Source organism: Burkholderiales bacterium (assembly GCA_035560005.1).
GTDB lineage: Bacteria > Pseudomonadota > Gammaproteobacteria > Burkholderiales > Eutrophovitaceae > DASRFY01.
Genome location: DATMAN010000016.1, coordinates 1 through 20806 on the forward strand (window position 1 = coordinate 1; position 20806 = coordinate 20806).

Sequence of the window (20806 nt, forward strand, 5' to 3'; positions counted from 1 at the left end):
GCGAAGGACAGTAGCTGGGCCTACGGCCGAGCGCGCCAACGACGCAGACGGCTGCTTCTCGTCGCAACCCTTCGGGGCGGGGTCACCTGGGGCGCAGCGCGTCGTTGCGGCTCGGGTCCTTGGCTCTGGCCAATGGTCTCGCTGCCCGCGCCTCGCGCTGCATCCCCAGGCAACCCCGCCGCGGCCGCCGGGGATTTTGAGATAGGTTCTAGTGTCCTGGTGCCTCGGCGGTCGATTCGCATGTTCTTCAACCGGGTCCCCCTTTCTACTCGCGGGCCGGTGCCCTGAGCCGCGCGGCGATCTCGTCGGGGTCGTGTTCGAAGATCGATTTGTACTGAAAGCCGCGCAGGCGCGCGTCCGCCTCACCGGGGCGCGGTTCGCGGAAAAGCGCGTCCTCGAACGCGCCGGTGCCGATGTAGCCGATCTCGCCCGAATCGAACCTCACCCGATACACGCGCTCCTCGCGCGGGAAGACGCGTCCGATCTCGATGGCCTCCACGACGAAGCGCGTCTTCGCACGCACCGGCATCCGGGTCCTGAGCGCCGCCTCCGCGTAGAAATCGACGCTCGTCTGGTCGACGGCCGGGCGCACCCAGAAACTGCCACCGACGCGATCGCCGGACCCCGCGCCTGCCGCGCCGAAGGCGAGCACGGCGCTGAGCACCGCCGCGATCAACGCTCGAGCCGGCATGAATCTTGATCCCGCCGGCCGGCTCACGTATAAGCCGCCCATGAAGCCGCCGGTCGTTCTGCTGCTGGTGCTCGGCATTATTCTCGGTCCGGTCTATTACGGCTACTGCCTGCACCTGAGCGGTACAACCGCCCAGACCTACTCGCTCGTCGAACGGGCCGAGCGCTGGGTCACGCCGGATGGCGCCATTTTGCGTTTCCGGGGCGGCCTGGGGTACAAGCCCCAGCCGATCGAACTCGCACCGCAGATGAACCAGGTGAAGTTGCGCCTTCAGTTCTCGCTCGACGCCGCAGCGGCGGCCGATGCGGTCCGGGGGCATTATCAGGCCTCGCTGCTCGAGCAGGATCACCCCGTGTTCGAGCGCGCGATCGACGTCGAAGTGCGCCCGGGCAGAACCTATTCGTACGAGATCGGCCCCGTGGAGATCGCCTATGCGGCGCGCTATCTGTTCCTGTTGGAGGAAGTCGGAGCCCCCGCCGCCACGCCGGCGGTCACCCTCGTGCTGATCGAGAAGGTGGACAAGCCCAACAAGCCAGTGGTCTGGACCGGACTGGGCCTGCTCGTCATCGCTTTCATGATCCAGTTGCACGCCCTGTGGACCGCGCGGCGGCGACCCCACGAGCCGTAAGCTCGCCGCGCGCAAAGACGAGGATTCTGGATGATCCAATCGCTGCTATCCCGGTTGCAAGGCCTGAGCGCGGCGGTCCTGTCCGACGTGATGGACAGCCTCGGCCTGCGCAACCAGGCGATGCGCCCCTTCGTGCGCCCGCTGGACGAAAGCCTGGTGCTGATCGGGCGCGCGAGAACCGGTCTTTACATGCCGGTCTATTCGGTGCGAGCGGGGGAAAACCCGTATGAAGTCGAAATGGCTCTCGTCGACGACCTGCAGCGCGCAGACGTCGCCGTGCTCGCCTGCAACGGGCCGACCGAGCGCATCGCGCCCTGGGGGGAGCTGCTGTCGACGGCCTGTGTGGCGCGCGGGGCAAGCGGTTGCGTGACCGACGGGCTGGTGCGCGACGTCAAGCAGATCCGCGCGATGCGCTTCCCCGTATTCCACGGCGGCATCGGCCCGCTCGACACCAAGGGGCGCGCCAGGATGGTCGAGCGCGACGTGCCGGTCGAATGTGGCGGTGTGCTCGTGCGGCCGCACGACCTGGTGTTGGGCGATGTCGACGGCGTGGTGGTCATTCCGCGGGAGCGCGCCGAAGAAGTGATCCGGCTCGCCTCGGAGAAGGTGTCGGGCGAGAACAAGACCCGCGAAGCGTTGCTCAGGGGCGAGAAGCTGAGCGAGGTCTTTCGGCGCTACGGGATTCTCTGAGAAGCGGGCGGACCCGATGGTTCGCCCGGGACTTGAAGTTCAGCACACGAGATGAAGGGCGAACCGATCCCGCAAGTGCTGCTCGACTATATCGAGGGCCTCAAGACGCATGACGTCGCGCGCGTTGCCGGTACCGTCGCGCAAGATCTGCTGTTCATCGCGGCCACGCGCATCCTCGACAAGCCGCAGTTCCTGAGGATGCTCACCGCGCTCTACGCCGGATTTCCCGACTGGACCTATGACTACGACGAGATCGAAGACCGGGGTCAGGGCAATTACGCAATCAAGTGGCGGCAGGGCGGCACCCACCGGGGAACCTGGGCCATGCCGGGCATGGACCCGATTCCGGCCACCGGCCGCACGGTGCGCATCCCGCCGCACTACTTCTTTTACCGCATCGCCGGCGAGCGCCTGACGATCATCTTCCCGGAACCCGTCCCCGGCGGTGCCCCCCGCGGCATCCTCGAGCAGATCGGCGTGGCGCTGCCGCCGCTGTGAGCCGGACTCGCCGCCGGCTTGGGTAGAATGCGGGCGCCCCTCAAAGGAGCGCACGCCCGGCACCATGAATCGATATCGAATCGCGGTCATTCCCGGCGACGGCATCGGCAGGGAAGTCGTGCCGGAAGGCGTGCGCGTCCTGGACGCCGCGGCGCGCCGTTTCGGAATCGCACTCGCCTTCGATCATTTCGACTGGAGTTGCGACAACTATGACCGGCACGGCTGGTGGATGCCGCCCGACTGGAGGGACAGGATCGGCAGCCACGACTGCATCTTCTTCGGCGCCACGGGATGGCCGGCCAAGGTTCCCGATCACGTCTCGCTGTGGGATTCGCTGATCAAGTTGCGCCGCGGCTTCGACCAGTACGTCAACCTGCGCCCGGTGCGGCTGCTGCCCGGCATCCCCTGTCCGCTCGCCGGGCGCAAGCCGGGCGACATCGACTATTGCGTGGTGCGCGAGAACACCGAAGGAGAGTATTGCGCCGTAGGCGGGCGGCTGTTCGAAGGCAGCGAACGCGAAATGGCGGTGCAGCAATCGATCTTCACGCGCAAAGGCGTGGACCGGATCATGAAGTACGCCTTCGAGCTGGCGGCGCGGCGTCCGAAAAAGCACCTGACTTCCGCTACCAAGTCCAACGGCATCTCGATCACGATGCCTTACTGGGACGAGCGCTTCGCGCTCATGGCCAAGCAGTATCCCGCCGTCACGGCGGACCAGTACCACATCGACGGATTGACCATCCAGCTGGTGCTCAATCCGCAGCGCTTCGACGTGATCGTGGCCTCCAACCTGTTCGGCGACATCCTCTCCGATCTCGGGCCGGCCACGGCCGGCACCATCGGCGTCGCGCCTTCCGGCAACATCAATCCGGAGCGCGCCTTTCCCTCGCTGTTCGAGCCGGTGCATGGGTCGGCCCCCGACATCTACGGCCGCAAGATCGCCAATCCGATCGGGCAGATCTGGTCGGGCGCCATGATGCTGGAGCACCTGGGGCACGCCGACGCCGCCGCGGCAATCCTGCGCGCAATCGAACAGTGCCTGGCCGACGGGCCGCGCACGCCCGACATCGGGGGCAAGGCCGGCACCGAGGACCTGGGCAAGGCGATCGCCGCCGCGATTTGAAGCGCCACGCATGAAGATCGCCATCGTCGGTTGCGGGGCAATGGGCAGCGTCTACGCCGGCCTGCTGGCCGCCGGCGGCCACGAAGTGTGGGCGATCGACCGCTGGAAGGAGCACATCGAAGCGATCCGCGCCAACGGCCTGCGCGTGCAAGGCGCCTCGGGAGACCGCACGGTCCGTCTGCGGGCGACAACCGACCCCGCTGAAGCCGGGCCGTGCGAACTGCTCATCATCGCCACCAAGGCCATGCATGTGGAGCAAGCCGCACGCTCGGCCGGACCATTGCTCGGCCCCCGCACGGTCGTGCTCTCGATCCAGAACGGACTGGGCGGCCCGGACGCGGCGGCCAAGGTCCTCGGCCGGGAACGTGTCGTCGTCGGCGTGGTGGGCGGTTTCGGGGCTTCGATCATGGCGCCCGGCCATGCCCACCACAACGGCTGGGAGCTGGTCCGGCTCGGCGAATTCGATGGCCCGGTCAGCCCTCGCCTGGAACAAATCGCCGAAGTCTGGCGCTCCGGCGGATTTCGCGTGAAGTGTTTCGACGACATCGATCAGCTCGTGTGGGAAAAGCTGATCTGCAACGTCTGCTACTCGGGCGTTTGCACAGTGCTCGAGCGCAGGATCATCGAGGTGATCGAAGACCCCGACGCCTGGCACACGGCTTCGGCCTGCGCCCGCGAAGCCTACGCAGTAGCCCGGGCGCGCGGGGTAAAACTCGACATCGACGATCCGGTCGAGTACGTGCGCGCCTTCGGGCTGAAGATTCCGCAGGCGCGCCCCTCGATGCTGCTCGACCACCTGGCCGGCCGGATGTCGGAGATCGATGCCATCAACGGGGCGATCCCTCCCGCGGCCGAGGCGGTCGGGCTGGCCGCCCCCTGGAACTCCGCGATCAGTGCGCTGGTGCGGGCCAGGGAGCGCGGGATGGGCGTGCGTCAATAGCCCCGTGCCGCAGTGCCGCAAGATCCTGCGTTGCAACAATCCAGGACCGCGTTCGCGTCTGCGACGAGCGGACACCTCTGACTACGGACGCGCCAGCCTCAGCCCCCATACCATTGCACGGGAGCACACACAAGAGGATCGCTTCCTGTAAGCGCAGCGAATCCTGCCTTGACACTGGTTCACCCATGTAATTAGCATGGCTGAAGCCGGAAGTATCCGGCCCACGCCTAACAACACGTTGGTCACATCGGGGGGAGGAACAGGGTTCTAAATCGGATTCGCGCCAAGTCTTTTCCTAGACACACTCCCGCTGTGCTGAGCACCTCTCTTGAAAGTTCATGGCACGCGCTGGCGCTGACACGATAACCGAACTTCCAGACGTCCCGCCGGGTTTGGCCGCCGGTTGCAGGCGCATTTGAAGTATCACCAAAGTGAGGAGGAGGAGATGAAATTGTCACTGAGGCAATGCGTGCCCCTCGCGCTACCGCTCGCAATGGCGGTGGCGTGGGCACCGGGCGTGCAGGCGGGGACCACGGCCGCCGAGATCCGCAACTGCGCGCCCGAGGACTGGTGTTCCTACCATCGCGAGATCGATAAAGCGTGGAGGCACTCACCGCTGACGCAGATCAACAGGAACAACGTCAGCAGGCTGCGTCCGGTGTGGATCCATCAGCCCGGAAACGTGCGCATGGGGATGCACAGCACGCCGCTGGCGGTCGATGGCAACGTGTACGTGGCGGTCAACCCATCGTCGGTCATCAAGCTCAACGGAAAGACCGGCGAGCGCATCTGGCGCTGGGATCCGAAGTTGAACGAGGCGGTGGTTGCGCGCTCGTTCTTCGCCCACACGCGCGGGCTGGCGGTCGGCGACGGCCGCGTGTACATGGGCACGGCGGACGGACGTCTGGTCGCGCTGGACGACAAGGACGGCAGCGTGATCTGGGAAAACCAGATCATCGACTCCGCCAAGGACACGGTCGGATTCAGCGGCGCCGCCACTTTTGTGAGTTCCGACCTGCTGGTCATCGGTCAGAACGGCGGCGAATACCCGATCGAAGGCAAGATCTTCGGCATCGATCCCAAGAACGGTGAGATCAAGTGGACGTTCTACACCACCGGACGCGGGGACGAGCGTGCGCTGAGGACTTGGCGCGGCGATTCGTGGCAGTACGGCGGCGGCGGATCGTGGCAGCCCGGCACCGTGGACTTCGCCAACAACCAGATCATCTTCGGCACGGGCAACCCGAACCCGGACTACGACTACTGCGGCGACCAGTGCCGTGATCCGAACGCCGATGGCTGGCGCTCGGGAGACGGCCTCTATACCTCGTCGACGGTAGCGCTGGATCTGAACACCGGCAAGCTGAACTGGTACTTCCAGCACGCCCACGCCGACCCGTACGACTACGACGCCGCACCCGGCGAGAACGTCGTTCTGGGCGACAAGATCTTCACCCCGGGCAAGAACGGGTTCTACCACGTGTTCGACGCCAAGTCCGGCAGAGTCCTGAACGTCTATCCGGGCATGAAGAGCTACAACTGGACGACGGGCTATGACATCGCCAAGGGCGAGTGGCAGAACATGCTGTGGCCCAAGCCCGGCGAGAAGACGCTGGTTTGCCCCGCGATCGACGGCGGACACAGCTGGAACGCGGGTAGCTACAGCCCGCGCACCAAGCTGCACTACCGTGTGGCGCAGGAGTGGTGCATGCACTTGACCGTGCAGCCGAAGGAAGGCGGGACCAACATTTCGGCCGGTGCCGAAACGCGGGTGCTGACCCCCTTCGTTCAGGCGTTCATGAGCGCCGAGTGGATCGGAACCGACCCGCCGGGCGACAAGAACCATGGCCGCCTGGTCGCGCGCGATCCGGTCACGGGCAAGATCGCCTGGGAAAAGCGGTATGACCTGATCCCGCATTCCACGTTGCTGACCACCGGCAGCGACCTGCTGTTCCTCGGCACCGCGGACGGCTACATCGAGGCGCTGGATGCCAGGAACGGACAGTTGCTGTGGCGCTTCAACGTCGGCTCCGGCGTGCACGGCGGCATCATTTCCTATGCCGTCGACGGCAAGCAGTACATCGCCGCCGCCACCGGTCACGGCACGTACGTCGGCCGCGCCGTGCAGTCGCTGAACAAGGACAAGATCGGCGACATGCAGGAAAGCATGGCAGTGGTGGTATTCGCTCTCCCGTAGTAGCGTTGGACTGTTGGCCGGGGTGGAGACGGGGTTCTCCCCTCCCCGCCCCGGCGGTTTCACCCCGCCGCAGCGGTCTGCGCCCGGAATTGTGATACCGTGTCCGCCCTGGACGCGGGTTGGCCCGGGTCCAGACACGCTAAATCGACATTTTCTGGAGCAAAAATGAGACTTGAAGTGCGGTCAACGGGATTCCTTGCTGCAGCCATCGCGACAATCGGCATCGGTTGCGCGGCGCCGGCTACGGCCGCGGAGCCCGGCAAGCCCGAAGCTACGATCGTCGCCGCCGATACGGCCGACGCACAGAAGCCCGCCCCCAAGATACCTTCCGGCAATCCGCTGTCCGGGGATCAGGAAGCCATCGAACTGGGGACCAAACTCTACTTCACCTGGTGCGTGCAGTGCCATGGGCACAAGGCCAATGGCGAGTCGCGTTTCGGCAAGTACGCCGGAGACCTGACAAGATTCTGGCGCGGCTACAAGGAGTTCGTGCAGATCGTGAAGAACGGACGGGTGGACAAGATGATGCCGCCGTGGAAGGATGTGCTGGACGACGAGAACATCGCCCGGATCGGCGCCTTCCTGGAGACCAAGGCGGAGGAGGGAGCAAACTGGCAATGAATTCGACAAGAACCGTTGTAACGCTGCTCGCAGTCCTGACCGGACTGCTGGGGCCGTCCACGCTGCAGGCTGACGAGACCTTCAGGACATTGAAAGAGAACATTTTCGTGTGCATCTCGCCCCAGGCCTACGACGATGCGATGACCCGGGTGCAGGGGCTCAACGGTAACGAGCTGGAAGGCGTCAAGAGGGACCTCGGGGAGAAGAAGCAGTGCATGTTCGTGGATGCCGAGCTGGCCGACAGCATCATGGCGCCCTTCGCCGTGGTGATGGACCGCAACGGCACCAAGGTTCAGGTGCAGTTCGTCGTCACTCTGCGCAAGCGCGTGGAGTTTCTCCACCGGCTGATCAATCGCTACGTACTGGTCGGCTGGACCGAGGAGTCGAACCTGACGCCGAAGAAGATCCTCTAGAAGCACCTCATCCCCCTCTGCACCAGAGCCCAAAGGGGAATGCCGCTTTCACCCTCTTCCCCCGCTCGCGGGGGAAGAGGGAGGCGGGGGGGCGGTTCCCTGAACAAATTCCCGGCCGCGCGGTTTCAGGCGGATGCCGGGCGCCAGGCGTTTCCACGGATACTCGCTCGGATCGGCGAGCATCGGCCCGGGCGCCTTCGCCACCAGGATCTCGGCCGCGATCGGCGCGAAGTCGGCGCGGAAATGCACCGAGGACTTGTTCACCAGGATCTTTTCCGCGGTCGGCTCCACGCCGATGAAGCGATACATCGCCTGATCCGCCATCTGCGGATTGTCGGAAGCCACCACCACTTTCACGCCGTCGACGCGCAGCAGCGCGCTCGCGCCGAGGTTCATCCGCGCGCCGCGGTAGAACGGCCCCCGGCAGGTCAGCCTGCCGTCGGATAGCCGCTCGACTGTAAAACGCCCGTGCAAAGGCGCATCGCCGGGAACAAGCGACTTCCCGCCGAGCGCAATCTCGATCGTCGCCCCCTCGCCCGCCGCGTGGGCAATTGCGGCCGCCTGTGCGTCGACCATCAGGCCGAGTGCCGCGCGCTGCGCCCGATTGGCGATCAGCGCGCGCAGCATGCCCGTGGTGTCCGAATCTCCCCCGGCGCCGGGATTGTCCTGGGTATCGGCGATCACCACCGGCCGCGTGGCGCGCTGCGCGAGCGCCATTGCCCGCCGCACGCACTCGTCCGCTTCGAACACCGGCGCATCGAAGTCGGCTTCGGCTTCCTCCACGATCGCGCGCAACCGATCCGCTGCCCGCTCGGCGGCGGCCGGATCGTCGGCGTAGGCGAAGGTCACCGGTCCGCATTCGGGAAAGTCGGCTGCGGGAAATCCGGGCGTAAACGAAAGCGCCGCCACGCCGGGACCTTCCAGCCGCGCCAGCTCGGCGTAGATGCCGCAGGCCGGTTCCAGCATGGTCGATTGCGCGTGCAGCGGGATCAGGAAGGGCACGCGCCGCGCGACGACCTTCGGGCGCGCGGCGCCATCCAGCCTCCCGAGGAGAAACTTCGCCACCCGTGCGCCCGTGTCCGCCATGTCGACGTGCGGATAAGTCCGGTAAGCGATCAGCACGTCGGCCTGTTCCAGCATGCGGCGAGTGACGTTGGCGTGAAGATCCAGGCTCGCGACCACCGGGATCTTCGGGCCGACGATCGAGCGCACGCGTGAGAGCAACTCGCCCTCGCCGTCATCCAGATGTTCCGCCACCATCGCGCCGTGCAGGTCCAGATAGACCGCGTCCACAGGCATCGCGCACGCGAGGGACTCGAGGATCATCCCCGCGATGCGCTCGTAGGCATCTTCCGTGACGTGGGCCGAAGGACTCGCCGCGGCCCACGCCGTTGGCACCAGTTCGTGGCGCGTGCGCTTCATCGTGTCGACGAATCCTGCGATCGGCAGATTGATTCCCGACACGCCGTCGAAGATTTCCCCGCCGCGCAGCAGCGGCGGCCAGGCTCCGCCGCGCGCGAAGCGCTCGAAGGTCGCCTTGCTGGGCGCGAAGGTGTTGGTCTCGTGCTGAAACCCGCCAATTGCTATTCGCATCCTTTACCCTGTTTGGAAAAGCAAGAGATCAAGAGTATTCAAGCGCCGCTGAAGGCAAAGGCGCGTCCGGGCGCGGCGCGCAGCAGCGCCCGCGTGTAAGAGTCGCGCGGGTGGCCGAAAACTTCGCACACCGGACCCTGCTCGACCACACGCCCGCGGCGCATGACCAGGATCCTGTTGCAGATCTGCGCCGCGACCCGCAGATCGTGCGTGATGAAGAGCAACGTCAGGCCGAGACGCCGCTGAATGTCCTCGAACAGGTCCAGGATCTGCGCCTGAACCGACACGTCGAGCGCCGACACCGGTTCGTCGGCGATCAGGACTTCCGGCCGCATCGCCAGTGCGCGCGCGATACAGATGCGCTGGCGCTGGCCGCCGGAAAACTGGTGCGGATAGCGCCCCAGCGCGCTCTCGGGCAGCCCGACGAGGCTCATCAGTTCGCGCGCCCGCTGCCAGGCCTGCGCCGCCGGTACGCCGAAATTCATCGGGCCTTCCACGATGGCCGCGCCCGCCGTGCGGCGCGGGTTGAGCGAGCGATAAGGATCCTGGAAGACGAACTGGATGCGGCGCCTGAGCTGCCTGACTGCGTTGCCGCGCAGCGCCGTGATGCGCTCCCCGTCCAGCTCGATCTCGCCGCTGCTGGGTTCGATCAGCCGGCCGAGCAGGCGCGCGAGCGTCGACTTGCCGGAACCCGACTCGCCGACGATGCCCAGCGTTTCACCGCGGCGCACTTCGAACCCCACTTCGTCGACCGCCCGCACCGGGCGCGACCGTGCGAGCCAGCCCCCGCCGTGAAAGAGCCGCGACAGCCGTGAGGCGCGCAAATGCACCGGGCGGCCCGGTTCCACCGGTTGTTTCCTGGGCAGCAGAGCGGGCACGGCGGCCAGCAGCGTGCGCGTGTATTCGTGCACGGGGCGGGCGAGCAAGCTGCCCGCCGGACCGCTTTCGACCAGCTCGCCGCGCCTGAGAACCGCGACGCTGTCCGCGATCTCCGCGACCACGCCGAAATCGTGCGTAATGAACAGTACCGCCGTGCCTTGCGCGCGCTGCAGCGCGCGGATCAGTTGCAGGATCTCGGCCTGGGTGGTCACGTCCAGCGCCGTCGTGGGTTCGTCGGCGATCAGCAAGGCGGGCTTCAGGATCAGGGCGGCGGCGATCATGATGCGCTGGCGCTGGCCGCCGGAAAGCTGATGCGGGTAGGCGAAGTAGATGCGCTCGGGATCGTCCAGGCTTACCCGTTGAAACATCTCCAGCACCCGCGAGCGCCGCTGCACCGGGGTCAAATCGGCATGCTGCCGCAGCAACTCCTCGACCTGGTAGCCGCAGCGCATGACCGGGTTGAGCGCGGTCATCGGTTCCTGAAAGATCATGGTCATGCGCGCTCCACGCAACGCGCGCAGGCGTTCCGGTCGCGCGGCCAGCAGATTCTCTCCCTCCAGCAGCACGCGCCCCGCGACCGGACGGATCGTCTCCGGCAGCAGGCCCATGATGGCCTGAGCGGTGATCGACTTGCCGGAACCGGACTCGCCCACCAGGCACAGAACTTCGCCTTCGCGGATCTCGAAGCCGACGCGCTCCAGCGCGTAAGCGCGCTCCGCGCCCGCAGGCAAGCGCACCGTGAGGTCCGAAACACTCAGGATGGCAGCGCTCACGGCTGCACTCCGGTGCGTTGCGCGAAGCGCGGATCGAGCGTGTCGCGCAGCCCGTCGCCGAGCATGTTGACCGCGAGCACCGTGAGCGCCAGAAACACGCCGGGAAAGAAGACATTGTGCGGATATTCGTTGAACTGCAGACGGCCCTCCGCCATGATGTTGCCCCAGGTCGGCACGTCGGTGGGAAGCCCCACGCCGAGAAAGCTCAGGATCGACTCCACGAGGATCGCGAACGCGCAGATGTAGGTCCCCTGCACGATCAGCGGCGCGAGCGTATTGGGCAGTACGTGGCGCACCAGCAACTTCACGGTCGGCGTGCCCATCGCGATTGCCGCTTCGACATAGGGCTCCTCGCGAATCGACAGCACCAGCGAGCGCACGAGCCGGGTGACGCGCGGGATCTCCGGGATGGTGATGGCGACCACCACGGTGAGGAGGGATGCCTGCCAGAGCGACACCAGCGAGATCGCGAGCAGAATCGCGGGAATCGCCATCAATCCGTCCATGGCCCGCATGACCACGCCGTCGAGCCAGCGCAGATAGCCCGCGGCGAGCCCGAACGCCAGGCCGACCGCCAGGCTCAGCACGGCGACCGCCACCCCGACCAGCAAGGAGACGCGGCCGCCGTAGATCACGCGGCTGTAGATGTCGCGCCCGTAGCTGTCGGTACCCATCCAGAAGGTGTGCTCGATCGCCTCGCCGGTGAGCCGGAACACCGTCCCGGAGCGGCCCGGCAGCAGATCACGGTTGGCCGGGTCGAGCTGCGTCGGGTCGATCGTGCCCAGCGCGGGGGCGAGAAGCGAGAGCACGGCCAGCAACGCGAGCACCGAGGCGCCTGCGGCAACCGCGAAGTTGCGGGAAAGCCGCCGCCACAGCGGCGTAACCGCACCGGCCTCGACCGGCCCGGGCTGCATCGCCCGCTCCATCAGTAGCGAATCCGCGGATCGAGCAGCACGTAGCTCAAGTCGACCAGAAGATTGATCAGCACGTAGACCGCCGAAAAGAACAGGATGACGCCCTGGATCGTCGGAAAGTCGCGCGCCAGCACCGCATCCACCGTCAGCCGCCCGAGGCCCGGGATCGCGTACACGCTTTCGGTGACCACAACGCCGCCGATCAGCAGCGCCACTCCGATCCCGATCACGGTGACGATGGGCACCGCGGCGTTGGCGAGCGCGTGTCGAGTCAGCACTGCCGTCTCCGGAAGCCCCTTGGCGCGCGCGGTGCGCACGTAGTCCTCGGTCAGCGCTTCGGACACCGCCGCGCGCGTCACGCGTGCGATGAGCGCGATGTAGATCACCGACAGCGTCAAGGTGGGCAAGATCAGGTGCCGGATGAACGGACCGAAGCCTTCCGCGATGCGCCGGTAGCCCTGCACCGGCAGCCAGCCGAGCTTGAGCGACACCAGCCAGATCAGGACGTAGCCGAGCACGAACACCGGAACGGAGAAGCCGATCGTGGAGAACCCCATCAGCACGCGATCGAACCACCCGCCCCGTCGCCAGGCGGCGAGCACGCCGAGGGGAACGGCGATGAGTACCGCCAGCAAGGTCGTGCTGACCGCCAGCGCCACCGTGGGTTCGAGCCTTTGCGCGATCAACTGGGCCACCGGCATCTTGAAGAAGAACGATTCGCCGAGATCGCCGCGCAGGACGCTCCCGGCCCACAGCCCGAACTGCACGACGAGCGGCCGGTTTAGGCCCAGGGCCTCGCGGATCTGCTCGATCTGTTCCGTGGTCGCGCTGTCGCCCGCGATCACCGCCGCCGGGTCGCCCGGCGTCAGCCGCAACATCAGGAACACCACGACCGCGACCACCAGCAGTACCGGGATGGTCGCAAGCAGGCGGCGCAGGACGAAGCGCAACATCGAAATGCCGTGACTATCGTGACTGTCGTGACACCTACCGCTTCTCGACATTCCACAGCACGAGGAAGTACCCGGTCACCAGCCCCTGGACATTCTTGCGCGCGGCCACGGGAATCACGTACTCGCCGAGCGGAACGTAGGTGCCGATCTCCATCGCACGAACCTGCACGGCCTCCGCCAGACGCTTCTGTTCCGCAGGGTCGTCGGTCCGCGCAAACGCATCGCGCAGCTTCTCCAGCGATTCGTCGCACGGCCAGCCGAACCAGGACTTGTCGCAGGCCGCGGCGACCGGCTGATTGACCACCGGATTGGCCATGTCCACGGCCGCGAAAATCGTGCAGAAGATACTCCATCCTCCTCGGGACGGGGGATCCTTCTTCGCGCGCCGCGCCACCAGGGTCTGCCAGTCCATCGCCTGCAGGTCCACCTTGAAACCCGCGGTCCGCAGCAGCTGCGCCGCCACGACCGGCAGCTTCGCGATCACCGCCAGGTCCGTAGGTTGCATGATGACGATCGGCGTACCGTCATACCCGGACTCCCGCAGCAACTGCTGCGCCCGCTTCATGTCCGGGCGCACGATGAAATCCATGCCGGCCTGCGTGGCGAACGGCGAGCCGCACGGATACACCGAGAAACAGGTGCGGTACATCTCGGGCACGCCGACCTGAGCGCGCAGGAACGAAAGCTGATTGAGCGCCGCCATCGCCGCGCGCCGGATCCTGACGTTGTCGAACGGCGGCTGCACGTGATTGAAACGCAGCCCCGCCTGAAAACCCAATGGATTGGTTTCGACGAGCTGTACGCCGGGATCGCGGCGCAGTTGCGCATACAGCTCGTGCGCGGGCGCCTCGATCAGGTCGATCTCTCCGGCGATCAAGGCGTTCGCCTGGGTCTGCGGATCCTTGATGATCATCCATTCCACACGGTCGACTTTCGGGATCTTCGCCCCCGCCGTTCCGCTCGGAGCATCGCGGCGCGGAACGTATTTCGGGTTTCTGAGATAGACCACGCGTTCCCCGGGTCGCCACGCGTCGCGCTTGAAGACGAAGGGACCCGATCCGGTCGTGTCGTCGATCTGGCGGTCGGGGCTGGTGCGCGCAACCCGCTCGGGCATGATGAAGGGGACATTCGAGCTCGGCTTGCCCAGCGACTCCAGGACCAGACCGTAAGGTTCTCGCAGACGCAGGCGGAACGTCCTCGCGTCCATCGCCTCGATGCGCTCCACGAACGACATGAGTTTGATGCCCATCGTGTCGCGCTTGCCCCAGCGTTCCAGCGAAGCGATCACGTCGCGACCGGTCACCGGCGTGCCGTCGTGGAACTGCAGCCCTTCACGCAGGCGAAACGTCCAGACCTTGCGGTCGCGGCTCACCTCCCACTCGTCGACCATCTGCGGCCGGACCTTGCCTTGCGCATCGGTGCCGAACAGGGTGTCATAGATCATGTAGCCGTGGTTGCGCGTGATGTAAGCGGTGGTCCAGATCGGGTCGAGAACCACCAGATTGGAATGCGGCGCAACACGCAAGACCGTTTCGCTGCGCGCCGGGAGCGCCCAGGCCAGCAGCGCAACGCACACGCAGGCAAGCACTGCCCATCGACGCGACATCCGATCCTCCCGCTTCGACTTGCTGTTTACCACGGCGCCTGCGCCTCGCCTTCTTCGACCGTCCACTTCAAAAAAGAGGGCAGAGGCGAGCGCCGGCAACCGCAGCGCGCTGATTGTGCCAGTCGCGTGCGTTGAAGACCTGGCCGGAATCCCTGACGTTTCTCAGGGTCTCGAAATCGAGATCGGCGAATACCCATTGCGGCCGGTTCAGCTCGCCGCGCGCGAGCACGCCGTTTTCGGGCAGTCCGCGGTCGGGCGGCGCGTAGATTCCCGCCGCGCCGACGTTGACGTCCACCGCTTCGGACCACGGCGCTTCGCCGACGGTGGGCGCCTGCGCTACAAAGCACTGGTTCTCCAGCGCGCGCGCCTGGCAGCCGATCCTGACGCGGTGATAACCGGCCAGCGTATCGGTGCAACTGGGCACCAGGATCAGATCCGCCCCGGCCTGTGCCTGAGCCCGCGCGAAGAGCGGGAATTCCACGTCGTAGCAGACGTTGATCGCGACCCTTCCCAGCCGCGTTTCGAAGACCTTGCTTTCTTGCCCCTTGCGAATCAGCCAGCGCTCGTTCTCGAAACGGGTCATGACCAGCTTCTCCTGAAAGTCCCATCGCCCTTCCGGAGAAAACAGGTAGGCACGGTTGTGGTATTCCTCGCCGATGCGCTGTGGAAAGCTGGCCGCGCAGACGTATACTTGATGGCGTCGCGCGAGATCGGCATGCAGCGCGCAGTAGCGGGGAAACAGGGTCTGCAGCTTTTCAAGCTGCAGGGCGAGATCGGAGTACACCGCCTTGGGAAACAGCGACGCAAGCTCCATCGAGCCGTATTCGGGAAGCACCAGCAGCTGCGCGCCGGCCGAAGCCGCCTCGGCCACGAGCCTTTCGAGCTTCGACTGAAAACGCTCCCAGGTCTCCAGGAACTCGATCGGATACTGCGCGGCGGCTATTCGCAGGATCACGGCCGCCCCGCCTCCAGGCGCTTCAACCAGAAGACCATCGGCTTGGGCGATTCCTGCGCTTCGTCCAGATCCCGCCACGAAAACGTGGTGGCGAGCTCGGGATGCTTCGTGTAGCCGCGCTTGTTCCAGAACGCCTCGAGCGGCACATACTCGCGCGGCCGGCGCGGATGGTCCTTTGACCTCTGCACCGCGCAGAAGCAGGTCCAGTCGAAGCGGCCAAGCTCTCGTGCGTGCGCCTCGCGTTCCTCGAAGAAGCGCACGCCCAGCCCGCGCCCGCGATAGTACTTCTCCAGCACCGACTCGCCGAAGTAGAAGATGCGCTTGGGGTCATAACCGTGCTCCAGGAACGGCCTCTTCACTTCTTCGGTCTCGGCTTGCATCGGCAGTCCGGTCGAGGCGCCCACCACCCGGTCGCCGTCGAACACCAGCACGATCACGCTGTCCGGCACGCCGATATAGGTCTTCAGGTACCTGCGCTCGTAGTCCAGGCTCCCGTCGTACAGATACGGAAACTCGCGAAACACCTCGATGCGCAGCCTCGCCAAGGCGTCGACATAGCGCTCGAGCCCCGGTCCCGAGAAGCGTCGCACATCCACCGTCATAGCCCGCGAACACGCACAGGCCAGCCACGAAGGCACGAAGACACAAAGGAACACCGCCGACTGCCGAAGCCGGTTCGCATTTCCTTGTGTGCTTGGTGTCCTTGCGACCTGGTGGTGATCACCAACGTCTGATTGACCTGCGCCCGCCGTCTCATCTCCCGTCGACCTGGCGAAGCCAGTCCTGAAGGTTGTAGTAGTTGCTGACGCGAGCAATCTTGCCATCGCGGATCTCGAAGAACGCACCCCCGGGCAGCCGGTAGCCCTGGCCTCTGGCCTGCGGCAAACCCTCGTCGGTTCGCAGGTAGGTGCCGAGCACGGTAAACTCCGCCGCCGCTCGCGATCCGTCCTCGTTCGACATCGCCACGATATCGACAATCCGTTCCCGGTAGCTGCGGTTCATGCGCACCATGAAGGCGCGGAACGCGTTCTTGCCCACCTCGCGCCCGCCCTGGTTCACATCGTGCACGACGTCATCGGTCAGCATGCCGAGAAAGGCCTCCATGTCCCCCGCGTTGAAGGCCGCGTAGTAACGCTCGATGAGCTGCCTGGCACTCTGGTTCATCTGCGGATCGCGCGATGAGTTCGTTACGCCGGCAAGGATTGTAGCGCGCACGAAGTTTCGTCACGACGATCACGGTTCCAGCGGCGCGCCTTCTTCGATCCACTTCCCGCCGTCGGGCGCCTCGAAGCGCGCGGCGCGATCGAGGAGCCGCTCGACGTTGTCCTCGACCAGCAGGCTGTCCAGATGCACGGAGCGCAGGAAGCGCTCGTCGCGCGCATGATCGAGGAAGGCAAGAAGTCGGTCGAAGTAGCCGGCGACGTTGAGCAGCCCGATCGGCTTGCGATGGATACCCAGTTGCAGCCAGGTCCAGGTTTCGAAGAGTTCGTCCAGCGTGCCGATTCCTCCCGGCAGCGCAACGAAGGCATCGGCCAGTTCGACCATGCGGCTCTTGCGCGCGTGCATCGACTCGACTTCGATGATCGAGGTAACGCCCTCATGCGCCAGTTCCCGCGTACGCAGCCCGCGGGGGATGATCCCGATCACCTTGCCGCCTGCCGCCAGAGCGGCATCCGCAGCCACGCCCATGAGCCCGACGCTGCCGCCGCCGTAGACCATCTCGACGCCCCGGCGGGCCAGTTCCTTGCCGACTTCGCGCGCCGCCGCGGAGTATTCCGGGCGGCTTCCGGCGTTGGAGCCGCAGAAGACGCAAACTCGCTTGAACGTGTGCATCGCTCGCGCCATGAATGCCTCAGGTTACCGTGACCGGCTTCCCGCTCTTGCCTTCCTCTTCCCGCGGCTTTGCTCCCGCCGCTCGCCCGGCTGCAAGGGCAGCGGCAGTGCGGTCTGGTACTTTACCTGCTTGAGCGCGAAGCTCGACTTGATGTTGCCCACGCCCGGCACGCGCGACAGGAAGTTCAGGATGAAATGCTCCAGCGCCTGAAGGTCCGGCACCACCACGCGCAGCAGGTAGTCGGCCTCGCCGGTCATCAAGTAGCACTCCATCACTTCGGGCCGCTCACGGATCGCCTTCTCGAAGACCTCCAGCGCCGGCTCGATCTGCTTCTCCAGCGCAACCTGGATGAACACGCTGACCTTCAGACCGACCTTGTGCGGATCGAGCAGCGTGACGTAGCGGCCGATGTAGCCGGCCCGCTCCAACGCACGGACCCGCGCGAGGCAGGGCGAAGGCGACAGGCCCACGGCCCTGGCGAGCGCCACGTTGGACATCCGGGCGTCGTGCTGCAGCAAGGACAGGATCCTCCAGTCCGTCGCGTCCAGCGCCATGTGCGGCATTTCCTGCTCTCCTTAGCCCAGCACTCGGCAGATCATTCCGAATTATGCCGGTTTTCCCGCGTCAAACAGAACCACATGCTTGGCGAATCGCGCTAGCATCTGTAGACAGCCCCTCCGCGCATTTTGCCGGAGCATCGATCCCGAGGAACGCCATGAGCGACTTGTCCGAACTGCAGGAATTCAGTGCCACGTTCTGGCGCGTCATGCCCCAGGACCTCGACCCTACGGAAACCCGGGAATGGCTGGAAGCCTTCGAAGCAATCGTGAAATTCGAAGGTCGCGAACGCGCCACGTTCCTCCTGATGAAGCTCGTGGAACAGGCACGCCGGCTGCACGTACCGATGCCGCCGGTGCTCAACAGCCCCTACACCAACACGATTTCGCTGGCCGACCAACCGCAATACCCCGGCAATCTGGAGGTCGAGGCGCGGCTCTCTGCCCTGGTGCGCTGGAACGCGCTGGCGATGGTGGTGCGGGCCAACCGCGACCATCCCGAGCTGGGTGGGCACATCGCCACCTACGCCTCTTCCGCCGACCTGTTCGAGGTGGGTTACAACCATTTCTTCCGCGCCGGGCAGAACGGCGACTGCGTCTATTTTCAGCCGCACTCGGCCCCAGGCGTCTACGCGCGCGCTTACCTGGAGGGCCGGCTGAGCGAGGAACACCTGGCCAATTACCGCCGCGAAACCGGCGGCCGGGGGCTTTCGTCGTACTGCCATCCGTGGCTCATGCCAACTTTCTGGCAGTTTCCCACGGGCTCGATGGGGCTGGGCGCGATCACTGCCATCTATCAGGCGCGCTTCATGCGATACCTGGAGCACCGCGGCATCGCCCAGACCGCGGGGCGCAAGGTGTGGTGCTTCGTCGGCGACGGAGAGATGGACGAGCCGGAATCCCTGGCCGGCCTGTCCCTCGCCGCGCGCGAAGGGCTCGACAACCTGATCTTCGTGGTGAACTGCAACCTGCAGCGGCTCGACGGCCCGGTGCGCGGCAACGGCTCGATCATCCAGGAGCTGGAAGGCCTGTTCGCCGGCGCGGGCTGGAACGTCATCAAGGTCCTGTGGGGCTCGGACTGGGATCCGTTGTTTGCGCGCGACACGGACAACGTCATCATCAAGCGCCTGCACGAGACGGTGGACGGCGAATTCCAGAAGTACGCCGCCACCGATGGCCGCTTCAACCGCGAGCACTTCTTCAACAAGTATCCGGAGCTGCAGCAACTGGTCGCGCATCTGTCCGACGAGGACATCGACCGCCTGCATCGCGGCGGCCACGATCCGGTCAAGATCTACGCCGCCTATCACTACGCGGTCAACCACAAAGGGCGTCCGACCGTGATCCTCGCCCAGACCAAGAAGGGCTACGGCATGGGCCACTGGGGGCAGGGCAAGATGACGGCACACCAGGCCAAGAAGCTGGAGGACGACGCGCTGCTCGCCTTCCGGGACCGGTTCGCGCTGCCACTGTCGGATGCCGACGTGCACGAGCTGCGCTTCTACAAGCCGCAGCAAGACAGCCCGGAGATGAAGTACCTTCACACCCGGCGTCAGGCGCTGGGCGGCTATCTGCCCGCGCGCGTCGGGAGATCGGAGCCCCTCGCGGTGCCGCCGCTGGAGACCTTCGCCAAGCTGCTGGAAGGCACCGGCGAGCGCGAACAGTCCACGACGATGGTCTTTGTCCAGATGCTTTCGCATCTGCTGCGGGACAAGACCGTGGGCCGGCGCATCGTGCCGATCGTGGCCGACGAAGCGCGTACCTTCGGGATGCAGTCGCTGTTTCGCCAGGTCGCGATCTACTCCCCCTTCGGCCAACTCTACGAACCGGAGGACAAGGACGAGTTGCTCTACTACAAGGAAGCCAAGGACGGGCAGATCCTCGAAGAAGGCATCACCGAAGCGGGCGCCATTTCCTCCTGGATCGCGGCCGCCACTTCCTACTCCGCTCACGGTGTGCCGATGCTGCCTTTCTACATCTTCTACTCCTGCTTCGGTTTCCAACGTATCGGCGACCTGGTGTGGGCCGCGGCGGATTCGCGCTCGCGCGGCTTTCTGCTCGGCGCCACCGCCGGGCGCACTACGCTGTCGGGCGAAGGGCTCCAGCACGAGGACGGTTCGAGTCATCTGCTTTTTTCCACGGTGCCCAATTGCGTGGCCTACGATCCCTGCTTCGGCTACGAACTCACGGTCATCCTGCGCGACGGCATGCGCCGGATGCTCGAGAACCAGGAGGACGTCTTCTACTACGTCACCGTGATGAACGAAAACTACGCCCATCCGCCGATGCCCGAGGGCGTGGAACAAGGCGTTCTGAAGGGGATGTACAGAATCCGCGATGCGGGCGCAAAGCGCGATGCGAAAGGCAAAGCGGGCACCGCGCGGGTGCAGCTTCTCGGTGCAGGGACGATCCTGCGCGAAGTGCTGGCGGCGGCGGAAATGCTCGAATCCGACTGGGGTGTGGCTGCCGACGTGTGGAGCGTCACCAGCTTCACCGAACTGCGCCGCGACGGGATGAACACCGAACGCTGGAACCGGCTGCATCCCGACGCCGCACCGAGACTGTCCTGGGTCGAGCAATGCCTGCGCGAGACCGAGGGTCCGCTGATCGCCTCCACCGACTACATGCGCGCGGTGGCCGATCTGATCCGCACCTGGGTACCGCGCAAGTACGTCGTGCTCGGCACCGACGGCTTCGGTCGCAGCGATACCCGAAGCGCATTGCGCGACTTCTTCGAGGTCGACCGGCGTCATGTGGTCACGGCGGCGCTCAAAGCGCTGGCCGACGAAGGCACGGTCGACCGCAAGCTCGCCCGCCAGGCCATCGACCGATACGGCATCGCATCCGACCGGCCCAATCCCTGGGAGATCTGAAACCTCCGGGGCGCGCCGGCCGCTCTGCAGGCCGTGCCGATTGCGTCAGCATTGCTCCGAAACGTGGA

20 protein-coding genes are annotated in these 20806 nt (G+C 65.7%); 9 read left to right on the forward strand and 11 right to left on the reverse strand.

From position 1 onward, the window contains the following. Window positions 1-265 precede the first annotated feature (265 nt). Entirely contained in the window at window positions 266-691 is a 426-nt protein-coding gene (locus tag VNM24_01455) for a hypothetical protein (GenBank protein HWQ37266.1), read from the reverse strand. On the opposite strand from VNM24_01455, the gene VNM24_01460 reads away from it, so the two are divergent. The 8 genes from VNM24_01460 (at window position 690) to VNM24_01495 (ending at window position 7801) form a co-directional block, all read left to right on the forward strand. Next, on the forward strand, window positions 690-1319 hold the full coding sequence (locus tag VNM24_01460) for a hypothetical protein (protein ID HWQ37267.1): 630 nt from the start codon (window positions 690-692) through the stop codon (window positions 1317-1319). The genes VNM24_01455 and VNM24_01460 overlap by 2 nt on opposite strands. A 30-nt stretch (window positions 1320-1349) precedes the next feature. Then, window positions 1350-2009 (forward strand): RraA family protein, encoded by a 660-nt coding sequence (locus tag VNM24_01465; protein HWQ37268.1) that lies wholly within the window; start codon window positions 1350-1352, stop codon window positions 2007-2009. A 51-nt stretch (window positions 2010-2060) separates the two neighbouring features. Further along, window positions 2061-2507, forward strand: a complete 447-nt coding sequence (locus VNM24_01470) for a nuclear transport factor 2 family protein (GenBank protein HWQ37269.1) — start codon at window positions 2061-2063, stop codon at window positions 2505-2507. A 64-nt stretch (window positions 2508-2571) separates the two neighbouring features. Continuing rightward, entirely contained in the window at window positions 2572-3630 is a 1059-nt protein-coding gene (locus VNM24_01475; protein HWQ37270.1) for a tartrate dehydrogenase, read from the forward strand. Between the two features lie 10 nt (window positions 3631-3640). Next, window positions 3641-4570, forward strand: a complete 930-nt coding sequence (locus VNM24_01480; protein ID HWQ37271.1) for a 2-dehydropantoate 2-reductase — start codon at window positions 3641-3643, stop codon at window positions 4568-4570. Window positions 4571-5015: 445 nt separating this feature from the next. Next, window positions 5016-6767, forward strand: coding sequence for a PQQ-binding-like beta-propeller repeat protein (locus VNM24_01485; protein ID HWQ37272.1), 1752 nt, complete (start codon window positions 5016-5018; stop codon window positions 6765-6767). Between the two features lie 165 nt (window positions 6768-6932). Then, window positions 6933-7388 (forward strand): cytochrome c, encoded by a 456-nt coding sequence (locus VNM24_01490; protein HWQ37273.1) that lies wholly within the window; start codon window positions 6933-6935, stop codon window positions 7386-7388. After that, the gene (locus VNM24_01495) at window positions 7385-7801 is read left to right on the forward strand and encodes a hypothetical protein (GenBank protein HWQ37274.1); all 417 of its coding nucleotides are present in this window, start codon (window positions 7385-7387) and stop codon (window positions 7799-7801) included. Before VNM24_01490 ends, VNM24_01495 begins: the two co-directional genes overlap by 4 nt. A gap of 48 nt (window positions 7802-7849) precedes the next feature. Here VNM24_01495 and VNM24_01500 read toward each other — a convergent pair whose 3' ends face one another. The 10 genes from VNM24_01500 to VNM24_01545 form a co-directional block, all read right to left on the reverse strand. After that, window positions 7850-9394 carry a M81 family metallopeptidase gene (locus VNM24_01500; GenBank protein HWQ37275.1) on the reverse strand — a complete coding sequence of 515 codons (1545 nt, stop codon included), beginning with the start codon at window positions 9392-9394 and terminating at the stop codon, window positions 7850-7852. A 38-nt stretch (window positions 9395-9432) separates the two neighbouring features. After that, window positions 9433-11046 carry an ABC transporter ATP-binding protein gene (locus VNM24_01505; GenBank protein HWQ37276.1) on the reverse strand — a complete coding sequence of 538 codons (1614 nt, stop codon included), beginning with the start codon at window positions 11044-11046 and terminating at the stop codon, window positions 9433-9435. Beyond that, entirely contained in the window at window positions 11043-11960 is a 918-nt protein-coding gene (locus VNM24_01510) for an ABC transporter permease (protein ID HWQ37277.1), read from the reverse strand. Before VNM24_01510 ends, VNM24_01505 begins: the two co-directional genes overlap by 4 nt. 11 nt (window positions 11961-11971) lie before the next feature. Beyond that, window positions 11972-12913 (reverse strand): ABC transporter permease, encoded by a 942-nt coding sequence (locus VNM24_01515; GenBank protein HWQ37278.1) that lies wholly within the window; start codon window positions 12911-12913, stop codon window positions 11972-11974. A gap of 34 nt (window positions 12914-12947) precedes the next feature. After that, window positions 12948-14519: an ABC transporter substrate-binding protein gene (locus tag VNM24_01520; GenBank protein ID HWQ37279.1), complete on the reverse strand. Its 1572-nt coding sequence runs from the start codon at window positions 14517-14519 to the stop codon at window positions 12948-12950. 67 nt (window positions 14520-14586) lie between these two features. Then, complete coding sequence (locus tag VNM24_01525; GenBank protein HWQ37280.1) at window positions 14587-15474, reverse strand: carbon-nitrogen hydrolase family protein; 888 nt, start codon at window positions 15472-15474, stop codon at window positions 14587-14589. After that, window positions 15471-16070: a GNAT family acetyltransferase gene (locus VNM24_01530; protein ID HWQ37281.1), complete on the reverse strand. Its 600-nt coding sequence runs from the start codon at window positions 16068-16070 to the stop codon at window positions 15471-15473. The genes VNM24_01525 and VNM24_01530 overlap by 4 nt, the downstream gene beginning before the upstream one ends. Window positions 16071-16227: 157 nt before the next feature. Further along, window positions 16228-16638, reverse strand: a complete 411-nt coding sequence (locus VNM24_01535; protein HWQ37282.1) for a ketosteroid isomerase-related protein — start codon at window positions 16636-16638, stop codon at window positions 16228-16230. Between the two features lie 69 nt (window positions 16639-16707). Further along, window positions 16708-17319: a TIGR00730 family Rossman fold protein gene (locus VNM24_01540; protein HWQ37283.1), complete on the reverse strand. Its 612-nt coding sequence runs from the start codon at window positions 17317-17319 to the stop codon at window positions 16708-16710. A gap of 12 nt (window positions 17320-17331) precedes the next feature. Next, entirely contained in the window at window positions 17332-17871 is a 540-nt protein-coding gene (locus tag VNM24_01545) for an Lrp/AsnC family transcriptional regulator (protein HWQ37284.1), read from the reverse strand. A 152-nt stretch (window positions 17872-18023) separates the two neighbouring features. Between VNM24_01545 and mdeB the strand changes: the two genes are divergently transcribed. Next, window positions 18024-20738, forward strand: coding sequence for an alpha-ketoglutarate dehydrogenase (gene mdeB, locus VNM24_01550; protein ID HWQ37285.1), 2715 nt, complete (start codon window positions 18024-18026; stop codon window positions 20736-20738). Window positions 20739-20806: the final 68 nt, after the last annotated feature.

Bases quoted from the DNA above. Each gene is read 5' to 3' on its own strand.
- VNM24_01470 (HWQ37269.1), top strand. From the start codon at position 2,061: ATGAAGGGCGAACCGATCCCGCAAGTGCTGCTCGACTATATCGAGGGC.
- VNM24_01535 (HWQ37282.1), bottom strand. From the start codon at position 16,638: ATGAACCAGAGTGCCAGGCAGCTCATCGAGCGTTACTACGCGGCCTTC.
- VNM24_01540 (HWQ37283.1), bottom strand. From the start codon at position 17,319: ATGGCGCGAGCGATGCACACGTTCAAGCGAGTTTGCGTCTTCTGCGGC.
- VNM24_01500 (HWQ37275.1), bottom strand. From the start codon at position 9,394: ATGCGAATAGCAATTGGCGGGTTTCAGCACGAGACCAACACCTTCGCG.
- VNM24_01515 (HWQ37278.1), bottom strand. From the start codon at position 12,913: ATGTTGCGCTTCGTCCTGCGCCGCCTGCTTGCGACCATCCCGGTACTG.
- VNM24_01455 (HWQ37266.1), bottom strand. From the start codon at position 691: ATGCCGGCTCGAGCGTTGATCGCGGCGGTGCTCAGCGCCGTGCTCGCC.
- VNM24_01490 (HWQ37273.1), top strand. From the start codon at position 6,933: ATGAGACTTGAAGTGCGGTCAACGGGATTCCTTGCTGCAGCCATCGCG.
- VNM24_01465 (HWQ37268.1), top strand. From the start codon at position 1,350: ATGATCCAATCGCTGCTATCCCGGTTGCAAGGCCTGAGCGCGGCGGTC.
- VNM24_01520 (HWQ37279.1), bottom strand. From the start codon at position 14,519: ATGTCGCGTCGATGGGCAGTGCTTGCCTGCGTGTGCGTTGCGCTGCTG.
- mdeB (HWQ37285.1), top strand. From the start codon at position 18,024: ATGAGCGACTTGTCCGAACTGCAGGAATTCAGTGCCACGTTCTGGCGC.
- VNM24_01510 (HWQ37277.1), bottom strand. From the start codon at position 11,960: ATGCAGCCCGGGCCGGTCGAGGCCGGTGCGGTTACGCCGCTGTGGCGG.
- VNM24_01545 (HWQ37284.1), bottom strand. From the start codon at position 17,871: ATGCCGCACATGGCGCTGGACGCGACGGACTGGAGGATCCTGTCCTTG.
- VNM24_01485 (HWQ37272.1), top strand. From the start codon at position 5,016: ATGAAATTGTCACTGAGGCAATGCGTGCCCCTCGCGCTACCGCTCGCA.
- VNM24_01480 (HWQ37271.1), top strand. From the start codon at position 3,641: ATGAAGATCGCCATCGTCGGTTGCGGGGCAATGGGCAGCGTCTACGCC.
- VNM24_01460 (HWQ37267.1), top strand. From the start codon at position 690: ATGAATCTTGATCCCGCCGGCCGGCTCACGTATAAGCCGCCCATGAAG.
- VNM24_01495 (HWQ37274.1), top strand. From the start codon at position 7,385: ATGAATTCGACAAGAACCGTTGTAACGCTGCTCGCAGTCCTGACCGGA.
- VNM24_01475 (HWQ37270.1), top strand. From the start codon at position 2,572: ATGAATCGATATCGAATCGCGGTCATTCCCGGCGACGGCATCGGCAGG.